Origin of the sequence: Nocardioides sp. CCNWLW216, assembly GCF_037120545.1 — a bacterium.
GTDB classification, from domain to species: Bacteria; Actinomycetota; Actinomycetes; order Propionibacteriales; family Nocardioidaceae; genus Nocardioides; species Nocardioides lianchengensis.
This window is the reverse complement of record NZ_JBBBBJ010000001.1, coordinates 674,365-691,616: the sequence shown is the minus strand read 5'-3', so window position 1 is coordinate 691,616 and position 17,252 is coordinate 674,365. Positions and strand designations below refer to the sequence as shown.

The 17,252-nt window shown below is 73.0% G+C and carries 18 protein-coding genes and 1 other RNA gene; 7 read left to right on the top strand and 12 right to left on the bottom strand.

Annotated elements, in window-relative coordinates:
• Positions 1-165: 165 nt before the first annotated feature.
• The 5 genes from V7S47_RS03240 to V7S47_RS03220 form a co-directional block, all read right to left on the bottom strand.
• A complete protein-coding gene (locus V7S47_RS03240; RefSeq protein WP_336560231.1) occupies positions 166-1,185 on the bottom strand; it encodes a DUF3048 domain-containing protein in 1,020 nt (339 codons plus the stop codon).
• A gap of 138 nt (positions 1,186-1,323) precedes the next feature.
• Positions 1,324-2,079: an SDR family NAD(P)-dependent oxidoreductase gene (locus tag V7S47_RS03235; protein ID WP_336560230.1), complete on the bottom strand. Its 756-nt coding sequence runs from the start codon at positions 2,077-2,079 to the stop codon at positions 1,324-1,326.
• A gap of 40 nt (positions 2,080-2,119) precedes the next feature.
• Positions 2,120-2,542 (bottom strand): HIT family protein, encoded by a 423-nt coding sequence (locus V7S47_RS03230; protein ID WP_336560229.1) that lies wholly within the window; start codon positions 2,540-2,542, stop codon positions 2,120-2,122.
• A 10-nt stretch (positions 2,543-2,552) separates the two neighbouring features.
• A complete protein-coding gene (locus V7S47_RS03225; protein WP_336560228.1) occupies positions 2,553-3,578 on the bottom strand; it encodes a carboxypeptidase-like regulatory domain-containing protein in 1,026 nt (341 codons plus the stop codon).
• An 18-nt stretch (positions 3,579-3,596) separates the two neighbouring features.
• Entirely contained in the window at positions 3,597-5,012 is a 1,416-nt protein-coding gene (locus tag V7S47_RS03220) for a M15 family metallopeptidase (protein WP_336560227.1), read from the bottom strand.
• Positions 5,013-5,116: 104 nt separating this feature from the next.
• On the opposite strand from V7S47_RS03220, the gene V7S47_RS03215 reads away from it, so the two are divergent.
• Positions 5,117-5,971 (top strand): alpha/beta fold hydrolase, encoded by an 855-nt coding sequence (locus V7S47_RS03215; RefSeq protein WP_336560226.1) that lies wholly within the window; start codon positions 5,117-5,119, stop codon positions 5,969-5,971.
• On the opposite strand, the gene V7S47_RS03210 is transcribed toward V7S47_RS03215, so the two are convergent.
• On the bottom strand, positions 5,968-6,462 hold the full coding sequence (locus V7S47_RS03210) for a MarR family winged helix-turn-helix transcriptional regulator (protein ID WP_336560225.1): 495 nt from the start codon (positions 6,460-6,462) through the stop codon (positions 5,968-5,970). The two genes, V7S47_RS03215 and V7S47_RS03210, sit on opposite strands and share 4 nt — an antisense overlap.
• 91 nt (positions 6,463-6,553) lie before the next feature.
• Between V7S47_RS03210 and V7S47_RS03205 the strand changes: the two genes are divergently transcribed.
• On the top strand, positions 6,554-7,195 hold the full coding sequence (locus V7S47_RS03205) for an FMN-dependent NADH-azoreductase (RefSeq protein WP_336560224.1): 642 nt from the start codon (positions 6,554-6,556) through the stop codon (positions 7,193-7,195).
• A gap of 258 nt (positions 7,196-7,453) precedes the next feature.
• On the opposite strand, the gene V7S47_RS03200 is transcribed toward V7S47_RS03205, so the two are convergent.
• The gene (locus V7S47_RS03200; protein WP_336560223.1) at positions 7,454-7,810 is read right to left on the bottom strand and encodes a hypothetical protein; all 357 of its coding nucleotides are present in this window, start codon (positions 7,808-7,810) and stop codon (positions 7,454-7,456) included.
• Positions 7,811-7,835: 25 nt separating this feature from the next.
• Between V7S47_RS03200 and V7S47_RS03195 the strand changes: the two genes are divergently transcribed.
• The 5 genes from V7S47_RS03195 (at position 7,836) to V7S47_RS03175 (ending at position 13,681) form a co-directional block, all read left to right on the top strand.
• Positions 7,836-8,174: a hypothetical protein gene (locus V7S47_RS03195; RefSeq protein ID WP_336560222.1), complete on the top strand. Its 339-nt coding sequence runs from the start codon at positions 7,836-7,838 to the stop codon at positions 8,172-8,174.
• 156 nt (positions 8,175-8,330) lie between these two features.
• Positions 8,331-9,482 carry a hypothetical protein gene (locus V7S47_RS03190; protein WP_336560221.1) on the top strand — a complete coding sequence of 384 codons (1,152 nt, stop codon included), beginning with the start codon at positions 8,331-8,333 and terminating at the stop codon, positions 9,480-9,482.
• A gap of 143 nt (positions 9,483-9,625) precedes the next feature.
• Positions 9,626-11,737, top strand: coding sequence for a glycosyltransferase (locus V7S47_RS03185; protein ID WP_336560220.1), 2,112 nt, complete (start codon positions 9,626-9,628; stop codon positions 11,735-11,737).
• Positions 11,738-11,750: 13 nt separating this feature from the next.
• The gene (locus tag V7S47_RS03180; protein WP_336560219.1) at positions 11,751-13,037 is read left to right on the top strand and encodes a glycosyltransferase; all 1,287 of its coding nucleotides are present in this window, start codon (positions 11,751-11,753) and stop codon (positions 13,035-13,037) included.
• A gap of 41 nt (positions 13,038-13,078) precedes the next feature.
• On the top strand, positions 13,079-13,681 hold the full coding sequence (locus tag V7S47_RS03175) for a hypothetical protein (protein ID WP_336560218.1): 603 nt from the start codon (positions 13,079-13,081) through the stop codon (positions 13,679-13,681).
• A gap of 117 nt (positions 13,682-13,798) precedes the next feature.
• Here V7S47_RS03175 and ssrA read toward each other — a convergent pair.
• The 5 genes from ssrA to smpB form a co-directional block, all read right to left on the bottom strand.
• Positions 13,799-14,169, bottom strand: a transfer-messenger RNA (tmRNA) gene (gene ssrA, locus V7S47_RS03170).
• A 91-nt stretch (positions 14,170-14,260) separates the two neighbouring features.
• Positions 14,261-14,776: a hypothetical protein gene (locus V7S47_RS03165; protein WP_336560217.1), complete on the bottom strand. Its 516-nt coding sequence runs from the start codon at positions 14,774-14,776 to the stop codon at positions 14,261-14,263.
• Positions 14,773-15,651, bottom strand: coding sequence for a hypothetical protein (locus tag V7S47_RS03160; protein ID WP_336560216.1), 879 nt, complete (start codon positions 15,649-15,651; stop codon positions 14,773-14,775). The genes V7S47_RS03165 and V7S47_RS03160 overlap by 4 nt, the downstream gene beginning before the upstream one ends.
• A 25-nt stretch (positions 15,652-15,676) precedes the next feature.
• Positions 15,677-16,537, bottom strand: coding sequence for an amidohydrolase family protein (locus tag V7S47_RS03155; RefSeq protein WP_336560215.1), 861 nt, complete (start codon positions 16,535-16,537; stop codon positions 15,677-15,679).
• Positions 16,530-17,009 (bottom strand): SsrA-binding protein SmpB, encoded by a 480-nt coding sequence (gene smpB / locus V7S47_RS03150; protein WP_090850313.1) that lies wholly within the window; start codon positions 17,007-17,009, stop codon positions 16,530-16,532. The genes V7S47_RS03155 and smpB overlap by 8 nt, the downstream gene beginning before the upstream one ends.
• Positions 17,010-17,252 lie beyond the last annotated feature (243 nt).

The following is a 17,252-nucleotide window of genomic DNA, read 5'->3' as shown; positions in this document are numbered from 1 at the left end:
GCGAGAGAGACCAACGAGCCCGGCGCGGGCCTTCGGTGGTCGAGCAGCCCGCGAGGAACGCAGACGGCGCGGGCCTTCGGTGGTCGAGCAGCCCGCGAGGAACGCAGACGGCGCGGGCCTTCGGTGGTCGAGTAGCCCGCGAGGAACGAGCGGGCGTATCGAGACCTACTGGCCGACGGTCACGTCGCCGTTGGCGGCGTCGACCGGGACCAGCTCGATCCAGGTCTTGCCGGCGGGGACGGTGAGCTCGCCGGCCTTGGTGGCCAGGGAGACGGTGTCGCCCACGCCCTTCTTGGTCCAGGTGCCGCGCACCAGGCGGCCGCCGTGGAAGAGCAGCGCCTGGCCCCGGCCCTCGAACTTGGTCTCGGGCACCGGGTTGCCGGCCGGGTCGGTGTAGCCGGCGTCGCCGACCTTGACCCGGAGCACCAGGACCGTGTCGGCCGGGAACTCGTCACCGCCGGCGGCGAAGGTGTTCTCGTTGACGTACTTCTTGCCGTCGTAGGTCCAGTTGGTCGTGTGGCTGCCGAACGACGCGGCCAGGGTCTTCGCCGGCTGGCCCTGCGGCAGGTCGGCCGCCTCGCCCCAGGGGAGGTAGTCGTCGGGGCGGGCCGCCTTGTCGACCTCGGTCGCCTTGACGGTCTGCTTCAGGTTCGCGAAGAGGTTGTACGGCGCGCTGCGCGAGCTGTTGCGCGAGAAGCCCGGGCCGCCCTCCTGGATGAACTTGATGCCGGCCTTGTTGATCCGACCGATGGTCACGCCGGCGGCGCCGCTGGTGACGACGGTGGCGCCGGTGGGCTTCACGATGCCGATGTCGCTGGCCCGCATCGAGCGGACCGGACCGACCTCGCCGGGGATCTTCGAGTAGAACATCACCGCGAGCCGGGTGACCCCGCCCTCGACCAGCTCCTCGACGACCAGGTCGGCGCTGCCCAGGCCCTGCTGTGGCGAGCTCGACGCGGTGTTGTCGATCTTGGCCACGATGACCGGGTGCTCCTGCGCGGCGCTCTGCTCGCCCTTCACCGGGAGGCCGGTCAGCGGCCAGGTCGCGTCGAGCACGGAGCCGCCCGCGATCTCCTGGGCGCCGGGGCCCTTCTCGTCGTCGGACTTCTTGTCGTCGCCCCCGCATGCGGAGAGGACGAGGCTGGCGGCGACGACGGTCGAGGCGAGCAGGCGGGCACGGCGCACGAGGGAGCTCCGTTTCGTTCGAGGGGGAAGGTGTACAGACGCGGTCGACTTCGAGTGTGCGGCGCGACCGGGCCGCGAGCGGGGAGGCGCGCCAGGGACGGACGCCCGGAGAGCGTCGACACGCGCGTCCCGTCCTCGCTAGCCCAGCGTGGCGCCGCCGTCGACGTACAGCGTCTGGCCGGTGATGTACGACGCCTCGTCGCTGGCCAGGAAGGTGACCGCGGCGGCGATGTCGGCGGGCTCGCCGACCCGCTTGACCGGGTTGTTCTCGGCGTTGAGCCGACGGAACTCGTCGACGTCCATCTTCAGCCGGGCGGCCGTGGCGTCGGTCATCTCGGTGGCGATGAAGCCCGGCGCGACGGCGTTGACGTTGATGCCGAACGGGCCGAGCTCGATGCCGAGGGTGCGGGTGAAGCCCTGCAGGCCCATCTTGGCCGCGGAGTAGTTGGCCTGGCCGCGATTGCCGAGGGCGGAGGTGCTGGAGGTGTTGACGACCTTGCCGTAGCGCTGCTCGACGAAGTGCTTCTGCGCGGCCTGGGTCATCAGGAACGCGCCCTTGAGGTGCACGCCCATGACGAGGTCCCAGTCGACCTCGGTCATCTTGAACAGCAGGTTGTCGCGGGTGACGCCGGCGTTGTTGACCAGCACGTGGATCCCGCCGAGTTCCTCGACGACCCGCGCGATCGCGGCGTCGACGGAGGCCTTGTCGCTCACGTCGGCGCCGATGCCGACGGCCGTGCCGGGCAGCGACGCTGCGGCCTCGGCGGCCGCGGACTCGTCGAGGTCGACGACCGCCACCGCCGCGCCCTCCTCGGAGAACCGCTGGGCGGTCCCGAAGCCGATGCCGCGCGCGGCTCCGGTGATGACTGCGACGCGTCCGTCGAAACGACCCATGGTGTGAGCTCCTCTGGCGGTGACTGGCCGGTAACGACCGTCACTCTAGGACGGCTCGCAGGCGCGCGGCGTACTCCCCCCGCTCGGCGAGATCGACGTACGACGTCCGCGGCCAGAAGAAGCCGCGGAGCCCGTCGCCCTTGGTGCGCGGGACGACGTGCAGGTGCAGGTGCGGGACCGACTGGCTGACGGTGTTGTTCATCGCCACGAAGCTGCCCTGCGCGCCGAGCCCGTCCACGACGGCGGTCGCGAGGCGCTGAGCGGCGGCCAGGAAGCCGTCGCGCAGACGCGCCGGGAGGTCGGGCAGCGTCACGACGTGCTCGCGCGGGACGAGCAGGACGTGGCCCTTGAAGACCGGCCGCTGGTCGAGGAAGGCGACCAGGTCCTCGGTCTCGAGGACCCGGTCGGCCTCGGTCTCCCCCGCCACGATCGCGCAGAAGACGCAGGATCTCGTCTCGCTCACGACGGCGACGCTAGCGCCGTCGTACCTTGATCGTCTTCGCGCTGGTCCGCGACGCGCTCGTGTACCCCGCCTTGCGGCCGGTGACCCGGACGCTGATCCGCTTGCCGACGTCCTTGCGGGTCACGCGGTAGGTGGCCTTGGTGGCGCCCGGGATCCGCTTCGCGCCGCGGAACCAGGCGTAGGTCAGCCGGACCGGCGCCGGGCGCCAGGTCCCGGGACGTGCGCGGAGCGTGCGACCCACGCGGGCCTTGCCCCGGACGACGGGCCGCGCGGGCGTCAGCTTCGCGGGCGCCGGCGGCGTGGTGACCGGCGCCGGGCCGAGCTGCATCGTGAGGTCGCGGCGCGGGGCGACGCCGGCGGGGAAGGTCAGCGAGCGGGCGGTCGCGAACGAGTAGGCGTCCTCCCACCACTCCGGGACTGCGGGACCGGTGTAGCCCTCGGGCAGGCCGATCTGGAAGCGGACCTCGTCGAAGCCGGCGGTGAACCGGTAGCGCCCGGTCGCGTCGGTGGTGTGCGGCCCCGACTGGATCGGCCCCCACTGCCCGCCGTTGAAGTCGACGTCGCGCACCTGGATGGTCAGCGGCGCGTCGACCACCGGGCGACCCGCCGCGTCGCGGACCGTGAACACCGCGCTCGGCCGGACCGCGAGCGACGCGTCACGCTGGACCGCCTGCCCGGCGACCACGGTCACCTGGACCTGCTGCGACCAGTAGACCGGGTCGTCGAGGGTGTCGCCCCACTTGTCGAAGTCGATCAGGACGGGGCCGGGCTGCAGGTCGAGGAACTCGTTGTCCCGCGAGTCGTAGCGGCCGTCGGCGTCGGTCTGCACGGACCGACCCGGCTCGGTGCGGAAGTAGACGCTCACGCCCTCGATCGGCTTCCCGGCCGCGTCGGTGACCCGGCCGGTCACCGCCTCGGCGTCCGCGCGCGCCGCCGCCGGCGCTCCGTCGTACGACGCGGCCGCGGTCGGGACGACGCCGAGGACCGGGACGGTCAGGGCGAGTGAGGTGGTCAGGACGAGGAGGGTGCGACGCATAGGCCCCACGATCCCCCTCTACTCGCAGACGAAACCGCCGCACTGCGGGTGCAGGGCCCGGGGGCTGAGGTTCGCGCGCGCGGCCACCCGGGACGAGCCGACGACGTCGAAGTGCTGGCTGTCGCTGGTGCCGTAGGTCCAGCGCAGGCCGTGCTTCGCCATGATCTTGACGACGATGTGGTTGCGCGAGCGCCACGCGACGCGTGGGTGCGACCGCCCGGCCCACCACCCGTTGGGGACCACGCCCTGGGCGGAGCGGAAGGGGTTCTCCCAGGTGTTGACGTCCAGCGCGCGGCCGTAGGTGTGCGGCGAGCGCACGCCCGACCGACCCACCACCCAGCGGCAGTTGAAGGCCGAGGTGTTGCCGGCGGCCATGGACTTGTAGTCGTCGGCGCCCTGCAGCTTGCCCGACCAGCCGAACCGGTCGACGCGGTACATCGAGCGGATCTGCAGCCCGCGGCGGTACATCTCCGCGAGCGCGCCGGCCATGTTGTCGGCCGCGCTGGTCGCGGCGACCAGCTCACCGCGGTAGCGGTAGCCGTCGAAGCCCCAGTAGTTGACCTTGACCAGGCGCAGCCCGCCGCGACCGACCGGGCAGCCGGCGTGCCAGGAGCGACCGGTCATGCTCGTCCAGACGCGGTCGGAGATCGGGGTGATGGAGACGTTGGCGCCGCGGCCGACGGCCCGAGCCTGGCGGGGCAGCTTCACGCGCGGACGCGGGGCACCCTTCGGCAGCCGGACCCGCTGACCGGGCGGACGGTTGTCGACCCGGAGCTTGGCGCTCGTGTCGCCCTTCACCCAGTCGTTGGTCGCGGCCCTGGCCAGCCAGGCGGTGTCGACGCGCGGGCGCGAGCGGTAGGTCGCCCGGCCCTGGGCGTCGGTGGTCAGCGTGGTGACCCGGCGCCACCTCTTCGTGCCCGGCGCCCGGCGGAGCAGGGTGACCCGGCCGGCGGCGACCGGGGTGCCGTCCGTGGCCAGCCAGCGGGTACGCACCGCCACGGTGCGACCGTCCTTCACCCGCTTCGGGCCGGCGAGGGTCACCCGGCTCGCTCGCCGCACGATCGCCGCAGCACCGACGCCGGTGGCGGCGTCGTACGTCGGGTCGCCCGCGTACGACGCCCGGAAGACGTTGTCGGCCGCCGTCCGGCTGACCCGGGCCGCGACCTGGGCGTGCCCGGCCCCGTCGGTGGTGAGCGTGCCGAGCTGCTGCCAGGCCCCCTTCACCTGACGCTCCAGGACGACCGGCGCCCCGACGACCGGCTGGCCGGCGGAGGTGCGCAGGTCCACCCCGACGACCGTGCTCGCGTCGGCCGCGGCGGCCGGCGCCGCAACGGTCAGCGTGGTCGGCGTGGCCGCGGACGCAGGGGCCGCCAGGACGCCGAGCGCGACCGCGAGGGAGAGGAGGACCAGGAACAGGTGACGCCCGAGATGCATGGCAGCCATAGTGCCCCGAGCGTCCTCGGCCCACGCCGCTCCCCCGCCGAGGCGAGACGCCTGCGCACCGATGACTCCGGCCTGCTGACGAGGTCGACCAGACCATGACGACCACCCACCACCTCGAGACACCCACGGGCACCCTCGCCTACGACGTCCACGGGCCGCTGCCCACGACCGACGGCCGCCCGCCGTTGTTCTGCGTCGGCGCCCCCATGGACGCGAGCGGCTACGACAGCCTCGTCGCGCTGCTGACCGACCGGACGGTGGTGACCTACGACCCCCGCGGTCTCGGTCGCAGCGTCCGTACCGACGGCAGCCTGGTCAACACCGCCGAGCAGAACGCCGAGGACCAGCACGCGGTCATCGCGGCCCTCGGCGCCGGCCCGGTCGAGATGCTGGCCAGCAGCGGCGGCGCGATCAGCGCGCTCGCGCTCGTCGCGACCCACCCCGGCGACGTGACCGTGCTGGTCGCGCACGAGCCGCCGCTGCTCGCCCTCCTCCCGGACGCGGAGCGGGCGTTCGCCGCGGAGGCCGCGTCCCACGCGGTCTACCACCAGCGCGGCTGGGGTCACGGGCTGGCCGCGTTCATCGGGCTCACCTCGTGGAGCGGCCCGTTCACCGACGAGTACGACGCCCGGCCGGTCCCCGACCCGGCCGCCTTCGGGCTGCCGGACGGCGACGACGGCACCCGCACCGATCCGCTGATGTCGGGCGTCTCGGACGCGATCACGGCGTACCGACCCGACGTCGCGGCGCTCCTCGCCGCGTCCACCCGCCTCGTGGTGGCCGTGGGCGAGGAGTCCGCGGGCTACATCACGGGCCGGACCAGCGAGGCGCTGGCCGAGCTGCTGGGCCGGGAGGCGGTGGTCTTCCCGGGCGGACACGACGGCTTCTCCGACCGCGAGCCGCACGTCGAGGCGTTCGCCGACCGACTCCGCGAGGTGCTCGCGGGCTAGAGGTGCTCGGTACAGCGCGGCTCGGTCGCGCCGACGATCACCCGGGCCGCCTCACCGAGGGCGGCGAGCTGCTCGGGCGTGAGTCGTCCGACGACGAGGCGCTGCACCTCGCGGACGTGTCCGGGTGCGGCGTCCTCCAGCTTGGCCAACCCCGCCTCGGTCAGGTGGGCCTCGACCCGGCGGCCGGCGCCCGGGCAGGCGCGTCGCGTCACCCAGCCGGCCTGCTCCAGGCGACCGACGGCGTGCGAGAGCCGCGAGAGCGACCCCTGGGCGACCACCGCGAGGTCGCTCATCGGCAGCCACCGCTCCGGCGCCGCCGCGAGGGCGACCAGCACGTGGTACTCGAAGGTGTTGAGCCCGGAGTCCCGCTTCAGCTGGGCGTCGATCGCCGGCGGCAGGGTCATCAGCATGGCCATCAGGGACTTCCACTCCACGAGCTGGGCGTCGCTCAGCCAGGCGACGTCCTCGGCGGCCTCGGTGGGTGATGTCACAGGGCGATCCTACCGGGCGACTTGAACATTCAACTCGAAGTGGTCTACCTTCGCATTGAACATTCAAGTCACAGCCTCCAGGAGACCCGCCATGACCCTGCTCCGTGTCGACGCCAGCATCCAGGGAGACCGTTCCGCGAGCAGCGCGCTCGCCGACCAGGTCCTCGAGCACTTCGTCGCCGCCCGCCCCGACGTCCCCGTCGTCACCCGCCACCTCGGCTCCGAGCCGCTTCCGTCCGACGCCTGGGCCACCGCGATCGGCGGGAACTTCACCCCCGAGGCCGACCGCACCGACGCCCAGCGCGCGGCCGTCGCGCTGGCCCAGGAGGTCGCGAACGAGCTCGGGTCGGCGGAGGCCGCCGTACTCGCGCTGCCGCTCTACAACTGGGGCGTCTCCCAGCACGTGAAGACCTGGATCGACCTGGCCATCGCCGGCGCCCCGCACGGCACCGAGCTGCTCGCCGGCAAGCCGGTCACGCTCATCGTCACCCGCGGCGGCGCCTACGGTCCCGGCACCCCGAAGGAGGGCTGGGACCACAGCGTCGACTACCTGCGCCGCGTGATCGAGGAGGTCTGGGGCGCCGACCTCACCCTCATCGAGCGCGAGCTGACCCTGGTCGGCGTCAACCCCGCCCTCGACGCGTTCGCCGACCTGGCCGCCGAGATGCGCTCGGCCGCCGAGGAGCAGGCGATCAAGTCGGGAGCGGACCTGGCCGCGCGGCACTCCGCCTGACGCAGGCGTTTCAGGGAGTGAGCAGTCGGGCACCGGGGTCCACAGCGGACATCCGGGCGACTCCCGTCGCACCATCCGGACGCGTCCGAGTCATCGACTGCAAGGAGTCACCCCCATGCTGTGGACCATCCTGATCATCCTCGCGATCGTTGCGCTCGTCCTGTTCATCCTCGGACGGGTCCGTGGCGGTCGCAAGATCTGAGCCGACCACCTGACGACGGCCGCCCCCTCGGGGGCGGCCGTCGTCGCGCTCAAGCCTCAGACGTCCCAGTCGTACGACGTGGGCCGCCGCCCGTGGCGGCGCTCGAACTCCGCGACCAGCCCCCGCTCGACGCCTCGCGCCCGCCAGCCGCGCGTCGTCGTCAACCGTTCGAGCCAGGGGTCCAGCCAGTCCGCCCCGGCCCGGGTGCGGTGCTCCGCCCACGACGGCGACAGCGCCTCGGCGAGACCCAGCACCGCCGCGTGGTTCTCCTTCGGGGCGGCCTGCGACACCGCGACGCGACTGTCCCGACCCGCGAAGGCGACGTCGACCCGGTAGGTCCACCGCCAGCCGGCCGCCTCCTCCTCGGCGCTCGGCACGCCCCAGTCGCTGTCGGCGAGCACGACGAACTGCATGCCGACGAGCCTAGGATCCGAGGCGATGACCACCACGTCCCCCTGTCCCTGTTGCGAGAGCGTCGCGGTCGGCGCGCCGGACGGCCACCTCGACCTCGCCGCGACGCAGGCGAACCTGGAGGGCCGCGTCGCGGACGGGCGGATGCGGGTCCTGGCGGCCGACGTACCGCTCGACGAGATGGTCGACCTGCTCGTCGCGGACACCAAGTACACGATCGTCACGTTCTTGGGCTGCCTGGTCTGCGGGCGCACGGTCTTCTGGGGGCTGTGCATCCGCGGCCGGCCGGTCTACCGGCACGACTCCCCCGACGCGCCGTCGACGTACCACTGGGAGCCGGGGTACCCGACGGTCGAGCCGGCCTGAGCGCACCCGGTCCGCGATACCCAAGACGGAGGTCGTTCGGCGACTTCCGGGCCCCGGTCCGCCCGCACGCGCGACACTCCGGTCATCCGCCGGCGCCAGGGACGACTGGCACCGCTCGGACCGACTCCCGGATGGCCGGGCGAGGAGAGTGCCGCGATGCCCCCGACCGACACGAGCGACGCCGCACCGGCCGCCGACGACCTGCCGGACCGTCCGGTCCCCGCCGTCGCCCTCCGGACCTACCGCTTCCTGCGCCTGTCGGTGGTCGGCGTCATCGTGATGCTGCTGCTCTCGCTCCTGCTGGAGTCGCAGCGCACGGACTGGTGCCTCAAGGGTTCGATCAGCGCCTACTACTACTCCCCGGCGCGGACGGTCTTCGTCGGCTCGTTGTGTGCCATCGGACTGGTGCTTGTCGCGCTGTGGGGCAAGACGGCCATCGAGGACACGCTGTTCAACCTGGCGGGTCTCCTGGCACCCGTCGTCGCGTTCATCCCCGCCAAGAACGACCTGATGTGCGTCACCGACCCGCCCGCGCAGCACCCCCTGAGCGACCAGCAGGCGGCCGAGGCGAGCGCCGCCGCGCGGGCGGCCACCAATGCCGCGATCACCAACAACATGCGGACCTACCTGGCCGTGGTCGGGCTGTTCCTCCTGGTCCTCGCGATCGCGGGTCTCCTGTCCCGCCGGCGTGGCCGACGGTCCGGCTGCGAGCAGGCGGGGTCACTCGTCGCCGCGAGCCCGCTCACCTTCTGGCTGCCCCTCGGCCTGGCCTCCGTCCTCTGGCTGCTGGGGACCTGGCAGTTCTACGTGCGCGATCGCACCCCCGGAGGCGCGAGCTGGTTCTACGAGCACGTCCACTTCACGTCCGCCGTCGTCATGTTCGTGCTCATCACGCTCGGCATCCTGTGGGTCGGGATCACGCGGCACTGCGGCCGCACCCGGCGGGGCCCCGACGGTCGCGGACCGTTCCACCGGGTCCGCCTCCGGATCCTCAACGCGTGCCTGGGCGATCCGGCGCTGTCGCCGACCGCCAGCCGGCCGTGGGCCAGGACGTACGTCGGACAGGCCGCCGCGATGCTGCTCGTCGCCGGGCTGCTGTTCCTCGCCAAGGCCGGCGGCGCCGGCCCCTCGTGGTACCTCGATCACGCTGTCTTCTGGATCGAGCTCTGGATGATCGCCCACGTCGCGGCGTTCTGGGCGCTGCAGACGAAGGAGCGCTGGCACGAGGGAGCGCCGCCTCGGACCGAGGCCGAGCGGACGGCCGAGGTCGCGCGGCACGAGGCGCTGACCGGCGGGGTCGGCCCGTAGGACCGAAGCCCCCGCCCCTCGATCTCGTCGGACGGGTCTGGACCGGAGGTGTCCCGGTCCGCGTGAGCCCGACGGACCGAACCGACTGGTCCAGACCAGTCGGTCCCCGGCATCCGATCGGGCACCGTCCTCGAATGCGAGATGTGGCCCTTTCCCTTCGGCGCGCCCTCGACGAGGTCCAGCAGGCACCGTTCGTGGTCGACGTGCTGCGCAGCGGTGACCGTCTCGCGACCGCCGCCGGCGGCGAGGGCGGACCGGAGTCCGTGCGGCTGCTCGCCGCGGTGATCCACGAGCGGGACGAGCTGACCGCGGTGGCGGCCGTCCACGCCCTGGCCCGGGTCTTCGACGACGGGGCCGACGCCGTCCTGACGGAGCTGCTCTCCCACCCGCGGCCGTTCCTGCGCGAGCACGCGAGCTGGGCGCTCAAGGCCCGACTGCCTCGCCTCGACGCGATCGGCCGCCTGGTCGGCGTGGTGGTGGGCGGTGGCTTCTCCGCCGTCCTCGCCCAGCGCACGCTCGCCCGGTGGGCCTCGTCCGCGCCGGAGCAGGTGGCGCTCGCCGTCGAGGGCGCCCTGGCCGGGCCGGCCGGCCCGGCCGTCCGGAGCAGGTTGGTCGAGACCCTCGGCCTGGTGCCCGGCCCGATCGCCGGACGCGCACTGCACGAGATGGCCGTCGACCCCGGCGAGCACCTGAGCGTGCGGCTGACCGCCGTCGCCGCCCTCGGCGACCGCCCGGCGGACGCCGCCACGGTGGCCGCGGTCCGTGAGCTCAGCACGGCCGCCGGCGACCTGGGAGCCGTCGCCCGTCTCGCCGCGACCGATCTGGGCATCGACGCCGTCGCGCGCGCAGGCGCTGCCCACGGCCTGACCGTCGCCCAGCTCTTCCTGCACGCCGACATCGACCGCGACCTCAGCCGTGCGGGCGCCGGGGACAACGGGGGCGTCGCCACCCTGCTGTTGCGGCTGGGTGACGCACTCGCGACCGAGCCCGGCATCGGCCGGGTCCTGACCCTCTCCCGCGGCACCGCCCAGGCCGCCCTGGACGCGCTGACCCCCGGCGAGGGGCACCTGCTCACCCCGGTGCCCCTGCTCACCGAGGCCGCCTCCGCCGCTCAGGCCTGGCCGTCGCGGGTCGCGGCCGAGCGCGGGATCCGCCGCCTGCTGCGGACGCACCGCGTCGATGTGCTGCACCTGCGGATGGCCGAGGTGGGCAGCCTGGCCGCGGCCGAGGTGGCCCGGGAGCTGGGCATCCCGGTGGTGTTCACGCTCGCGCCCGACCCGCACGCCGTCATCCAGGCCCTGGACATGACCGGAGACCTGCACCGGGGCAACTTCGGGACCGAGGACGCCCGGGAGCACTACTGGTTCCGCGCGCGCCTCGTGCAGCGACTTACGGAGGACGCGGCCCACCTCGTGCTCTTCCCCCGCCCCCAGCTGCAGCACGACATGCGCGAGCTGCTCGGTCTCGACGTGGCGGACGAGCCCCACCGGTTCACCGTGGTTCCGGAGGGCGTCGACCTGAGGGTCAGCGCTGCGGCCGCGGCCGAGCTGGAGCGGCCCGGCGTACCCGGTGGAGCGCTGGCCGAGTTCGACGCGCTCGTCGCCACGCTGCCCGCGCACCGCAGGGAGCTGCCGCTGGTGGTCAGCGTGGGGCGCCTGCACCGGGTCAAGGGGATGGCGACCCTGGTCGAGGCGTGGGCCGGAGATGCCGAGCTGGTCGAGCGGAGCAACCTGCTGATCGTCGGCGGGGACCTCGACGATCCCTCCCCGGACGAACGCGAGCAGCTCGACCTGATCGCCGAGGTGCTGGGGCGTTCCCCGGGGGCCGCGACAGGTCTGCTGATGCCGGGGCATCGACCCAACGACGTGGTCGCGGTCTGGTTGGCGGCCGCCCGGGCCGGCCGGGCGGGCGGGAACGGCGCCGCCGGGGTGTACGTGTGCAGCAGCCTCAAGGAGGAGTTCGGGCTCGCGCTGGTCGAGGCCCTGGCCTCGGGGCTGGTGGTGGTCGGCCCGGCCGCCGGCGGACCCGCCACCTACCTCGAGGACGGGGTGACCGGCGTCCTCGTCGACACCCGCCGTCCGGACGAGGTCGCCCGTGCGATCCGGACCGCCTTCGAGCTCGCGGCCGCGCCGGGCCAGGAGGACCGGATCGACCGGGCCACGGAACGGGTCCGCGCCGACTTCACGGTGCAGACCATGGCCACCCGGTTGAGCACGATCTACGCCGGCGCCGCTCGGACGGCCGGTCGCTCGTGACACGGTTGCCTGCATGAGCGTGCTGGTGATCAGTCCCGACTACGCCTCGCATCTGCTGCCCCTGGCGACCCTCGCGACGGCCTGGCAGGACGCGGGAGAGTCCGTCGTGGTGGCCACCGGCCCGGCGACCGCGGGCATCGTGGCCGAGTTCGGCTTCGAGCGCGCCGACCTGGCGCTGGGGCGAGGATCCAATCCCGGGGTCATCCGGGCCGAGGAGCAGCCGCCCGGCGAGGACGACGCGCTGCGGGGCTTCTTCGCCGCCACCCGGCACGGCATGGTGCCGACGTTGCGCTACCAGGCCGAGGCCCGGCGTACCGACCTGCTGTGGGAGCCGGTGGACCGCGCGCGGGCCGTCCTGGACGTCGTCGATCGCGTCCGGCCCGATCAGGTCATCGTCGACCACCTGGCGTTCAGCGCCCGGCTCGCTCTCGACGTCGCGGGCATCCGGTACGCCGATGTCGTGCTCGGCCACCCGACGGCCCTGCCGGTCGGGGGCGAGGTGTACGGCTACCCGCCCGCCTGGCCGTCCGCCTTCACCCCGCCGGAGTCCGAGCTGGCCGCCCTGCATCGGCTCTGCCGCGACATCCGGGACAGCTTCACCGCCGAGTGGAACGCCGCCCTGCGCGTCCTGGATCCCGACGCCACGCCCTCGGCGGACGCGTTCGCCGAGCACGGTGACCTGCTGCTGCTGAACTACCCGGCAGCCCTGCACGACCCGGCTCGGACCGCGTTGCTGCCACCACACGCGTTCCTCGGCTCCGCCGTACGGGCCGAGCCGGCGGACGACGACGTCCGGGACTGGCTCGAGGCCGACGCCCGCCCGGTGGTCTACGTCAGCTTCGGCAGCTTCCTCTCGGCGCGCGGCGACGTGCTGGCGACGGTGCTGGACGCGCTGCGCCCGCTCGGGCTCCGGGTCGCGGTGGCGACCGGCTCGGCCACCGGCCTGCCGGACGTCCCCGCGGACTGGCTGCTGCGCCCCTACCTGCCTCAGGTCGCCCTGCTGCGGCGGGCGGCGGTGCTGGTCACCCACGGCGGCAACAACAGCGTGACCGAGGCACTCACCGCGGGGGTCCCGATGGTCGTGCTGCCGTTCTCCACCGACCAGTTCGCGGGAGCGGCGGCGATCGAGGCGGCCGGGCTGGGGGCGGCGCTCGACCCCAACACGGTCACGGCCACGGACCTCGGGGTCGCCGTACGAGCCGTCCTCGACGGCCCTCCCGCAGACGTGGCGCGGGCGATCGGCGAGGACCTGCGCCGGGCTCCGGGCCGTGACGTGGCCCGCGCGGCGCTGGTCGGCTGAACGCGCCGGCGGCGGACCCTCCCGGAGGCGAGCACGACTCGATGTGGCAGAACACGACCCATGACTGGGCGGCGACGGTGGACCGCGCCCACCTCGCCCGGATCCGCGACCAGGCCGCGCTGTACGCCCCGACCGGGGTCCTCCACCTCATCCTCGAGGTGATCTCGTACCCCGCCGACGAGGCACTCGACACCGGCTCCGGCCACTGTCTCGTCACCCTGCACGCCGACGGATCCGTGTCGGTGGTCGATGACGGCCGCGGCACCGACACCCGTCACGACGAGGACGGAGCGCCGGTGCGGAAGCCCGTCATGGCCACCCCGGACCTCCGCTTCTTCGACGTCCCCGACGCCCCCACGCTCGCGGACGGACATCCCCGACGCGGCATGTCGGTGGTGGCCGCCCTCAGCTCCTGGCTGGTCCACACCAACCGCCGTCACGACGGATCCTGGACGCAGCGGTACGAGCACGGGCTCCCGACGACGGGCCTGGTCCCGATCGAGGCCGACGCGACGACCGGCACCGCCGTCCGCTTCCTGCCGGACCCGGACCTGGTGACGGCGTCCTCGGTGTCCGCTCGGGCACTCAGAGCAGGGACGCCTCCGCCGTTGACCCTTGCGGTCCGCGACGAGCGCTCGGGCTGACGCAGGACCCGACCGTGAGGGCGCAGAGCGACCGAGAGCCGCTCCGACCGAGGTCGGAACGGCTCTCGTCCAAGAGGGCTGGCTCTCGATGGGGCGACCCATCGGGACCGATCATGGTGGTGGAGCTGCGGGGAATCGAACCCCGGTCCTCGAGCGTCGATCCAGGTCTTCTCCGGGTGCAGTCGGTGGTGTCGCTTTTCTCGGCCCCGGCGCTCGCACAGACACGTCGCCGACAGGCTCAGTCAGGAAAAAGTCCCGGTCACCCCTCCTGACAGAGAGTGACCAGCAAGTCTCCTAGATGACGCCAGGGTCCGGGACGGAGACGGATGCCCGGTCTGACGCTTCGATCACCGCTCAGGCGGCGAGAGCGAAGGAACTGCGCTTAGCGTTGGCAGTTATAGGTTTCCAGCGAACGTTTACGAGATGACGCTGGCTTCTCGACCCGCTTCCCCTGGAACTAACGTCCCAAGTCGAAACCGATCAGCCCCTCTTGAGTTGTCCTGCACACGGCGCGAGCCGCATCGTGCAGTCTACGGGGTCAACGACGCCGGGGCACGCCGGATTCCCGCGAGGGCGCGCTCAGACGGGCCGGGCCCCGTGGGCGTGCAGCGCCGCGACCAGCTGATCGGCGTACCCGCTCTGACGGAAGTCCTTCAGCGAGTTCGTCGAGAAGCGGTTGATGTGCTCCTGACTGACGTTGAGCGGGACCTCCCCCATCGGTCCGAAGAGGCGTACGGCGGCCACCGTGAACGGTCCGATCCCCTGGCGGCGTACCCCGAGCTCGCGGCAGTCGACGACCCAGTCCGGCTCGGCCTGTCCCGTCCGGGTGAACGACAGGCGGCCGCCGTCGAGCACCAGCACGCCGTACGTCGAGGCGAGCGGGCTGCCCACGCTCCCCAGGACGCCGTCGCCCACGAGCTCGGCCTGCCAGGTGCTGGGAGCCAGCACGGGGGCGCCGCCCGGACCGGGGGCCACGAGGGGCGGCGCGGGTCGCGGACGGGAGCGGGTGGCGACCAGCACGACGACGAGGACGACCACCGCGGCCGTCACGAGCGGCACCAGCACCGCCACGAGCAGGAAGACGGTCCTCATCATGACGACCCGCTCCCGCCGACTCGTTCCTCGAAGACCACGTCGACGGCCTGGTAGAGGTCGTCCGGGACCAGCGTCGCGATCCGCGCGTCGAACCGGGTCGCCCGCGCGTAGTCGCGGGTGAAGGCACGATCGACGCGGCCCAGCGTCTTCATCGCGCCCGCCAGGTCGGTGTCGCCGTCACGCAGTCGCTCGATGGCGGCGTTGCGGTCGGAGACCAGGCGGCGGTAGAGCCGCGGCAGCCGGGCCACGTCGGTGTTGGTCGAGGACCGCAGCTTCGCGCTCAACCGCAGGCAGGGGGCGGCCGCCTCCTCGTGCGCCTCCAGCCAGGCCGCGCCCGTCTCGGAGTACGACGCCCCCGCGGGCGGCTGCACGCCGACCAGGCTCTGGCAGGCGTCGCCGGCGGCGAGGAACACGGGGTAGGAGCCGTTGAAGCCGTCCTGGTAGGCCGAGACGGCGGCGTACCCCTCGACGAACGCGCGATACGCCGTACCGAGCTCCTCGTCGCCGACGACCGCCGGCTGCTCGGCCAGCGCGGCGAGCGCGGCGTCGCGCCGGGCGGCGACCGCGGCCTGCTGCTTGACTGCTCGGACGACCTTCGGCCGCTTCCGGAACCCGTCGGGGTCGTTCTCCCAGGCGGTGCGGACCCGCGCCTGGTAGGCCACGGCCCTCGTGTTGGTCTCGTCGAGCACGCCGGCGAGGTCGTGGAAGAGGGTCTGCGCCTCGTCGTACTGGGCCGTGGTCGGGCCGGTCGGCGCCGTGTCGGGGCGCTCCCCCGGGTCGCCGTCCCCGTCGTCCCCGGTGCACGCGGTCAGCAGCAGGACCAGGGCGACCAGCGCGCCCAGCGCACGGGACAGGGGTCGGCGGGTCGCGGGCACGGGAGAACCGTTCCACCCGTCCCTCTCAGGCAAACAGCCGGGTGCCGTTCTCCCAGCAGACGGCGCGCAGCCAGTCGTCGCCGAGGTCGAGGCGGGCCAGACCCTCCAACTGGTGCGCGTAGGGGTAGGGGATGGTCGGGAAGTCGCTGCCGAGCAGCACCCGCTCCTGGAGGTCGAGCAGCCGCGGCACCAGCTCGGCGGGGTACGGCGGGAAGAAGTCGGTGAACACCATCGTGGTGTCGAGGTGGACCCGCTCGTGGGTCTCGGCGAGGGCCAGGAACTCCGCGCACTCGGGGGCACCCATGTGGGCCATCACCAGGGTCAGCCGCGGGAACCGGCCGAGCAGCCGGGCGGTCGACGCCGGTCCGGTGAAGTCGTTGGCGACCGGGCCGGACCCCGCGTGCACGACGACCGGCGTCCCGCTGTCCTCGAGCGTGCCCCAGACCTCGTCCAGCAGCGGGTCGTCGAGGTGGAACTCCCCCACCTGCAGGTGCACCTTGAAGACGTCGACGCCGTCCGCGACCAGGTCGCCGACGTACGACGCCGCCTCGGGCTCGGGGTAGAAGGTCGCCGACCACAGCGACTCCGGCACGTCGCGGGAGAAGTCGCGCGCCCACCCGTTGAGGTACGACGCGACGCCCGGCTTGTGCGCGTAGGGCAGCGTCGGGAACCGTCGTACGCCGAACTCGCGCAGCAGCTCGACCCGCTCCGCGTGCGACTGGCGGTAGCGGATCGGCCAGTCGCGGCCGATCTTGGGCCCGGCCGCGTCGAAGACGGCGTACACGGCCCTCTGGATGTTCGGCGGCAGGAAGTGGACGTGCACGTCGAACAGGCCCGGGAGCCCGAGGCCCTCCCAGAACGAGCGGACCGCGGGGACGTCAGTCACGCATGCCCTTCAGGTGCCGGCCCAGGGCCTGCTCCTTCTCGCGGTTGGCCGTGCGCTCGGCGATCGACTGACGCTTGTCCCACGACTTCTTGCCCTTGGCGAGCGCGATCTCGACCTTGGCCCGGCCGTCCTTGAAGTAGAGCGACAGCGGGACGACGGTGAGCCCCTTCTCGTTGACCCGGCGCTCGATCTTGTCGATCTCGACCCGGTTGAGCAGCAGCTTGCGCTTGCGGCGGGCGGCGTGGTTGGTCCAGGTGCCCTGGGAGTACTCCGGGATGTGCACGGCGTGCAACCACGCCTCGCCGTGGTCGATGTCGACGAACCCGTCGACGAGGGACGCCCGGCCCATCCGCAGCGACTTCACCTCGGTGCCCTGGAGCACCAGCCCGGCCTCGAAGGTGTCCTCGATGGCGTACTCGTGTCGCGCCTTCTTGTTCTGCGCGACCATCTTCTGCCCCTGCTCCTTCGCCATGCCCCCATTCTCCCAGAGAGCGCAACGGCATTGCCACGACGCCGACCCACGCTGGTTGAGGTGCGACACCCCCGACCTCGATCGAGGCCGCCTGTCAGCAAGACGGGTTTCGAGGCTCGCTTCGCTCGCACCTCAACCACCGGCGGGGCGTCGCCAGCAAACGGAAACGCCATTGCTCCGACTCCGCCCCACGCTGGTTGAGGTGCGACGAGCGCTAGCGAGGAGCCTCGAAACCCGGTGACC

Excerpts from the sequence above, each read along its gene's own strand:
- V7S47_RS03235 (WP_336560230.1), bottom strand. The coding sequence starts at position 2,079 with ATGGGTCGTTTCGACGGACGCGTCGCAGTCATCACCGGAGCCGCGCGC.
- V7S47_RS03225 (WP_336560228.1), bottom strand. The coding sequence starts at position 3,578 with ATGCGTCGCACCCTCCTCGTCCTGACCACCTCACTCGCCCTGACCGTC.
- V7S47_RS03220 (WP_336560227.1), bottom strand. The coding sequence starts at position 5,012 with ATGCATCTCGGGCGTCACCTGTTCCTGGTCCTCCTCTCCCTCGCGGTC.
- V7S47_RS03215 (WP_336560226.1), top strand. The coding sequence starts at position 5,117 with ATGACGACCACCCACCACCTCGAGACACCCACGGGCACCCTCGCCTAC.
- V7S47_RS03205 (WP_336560224.1), top strand. The coding sequence starts at position 6,554 with ATGACCCTGCTCCGTGTCGACGCCAGCATCCAGGGAGACCGTTCCGCG.
- V7S47_RS03200 (WP_336560223.1), bottom strand. The coding sequence starts at position 7,810 with ATGCAGTTCGTCGTGCTCGCCGACAGCGACTGGGGCGTGCCGAGCGCC.
- V7S47_RS03195 (WP_336560222.1), top strand. The coding sequence starts at position 7,836 with ATGACCACCACGTCCCCCTGTCCCTGTTGCGAGAGCGTCGCGGTCGGC.
- V7S47_RS03190 (WP_336560221.1), top strand. The coding sequence starts at position 8,331 with ATGCCCCCGACCGACACGAGCGACGCCGCACCGGCCGCCGACGACCTG.
- V7S47_RS03180 (WP_336560219.1), top strand. The coding sequence starts at position 11,751 with ATGAGCGTGCTGGTGATCAGTCCCGACTACGCCTCGCATCTGCTGCCC.
- V7S47_RS03175 (WP_336560218.1), top strand. The coding sequence starts at position 13,079 with ATGTGGCAGAACACGACCCATGACTGGGCGGCGACGGTGGACCGCGCC.
- V7S47_RS03165 (WP_336560217.1), bottom strand. The coding sequence starts at position 14,776 with ATGATGAGGACCGTCTTCCTGCTCGTGGCGGTGCTGGTGCCGCTCGTG.
- smpB (WP_090850313.1), bottom strand. The coding sequence starts at position 17,009 with ATGGCGAAGGAGCAGGGGCAGAAGATGGTCGCGCAGAACAAGAAGGCG.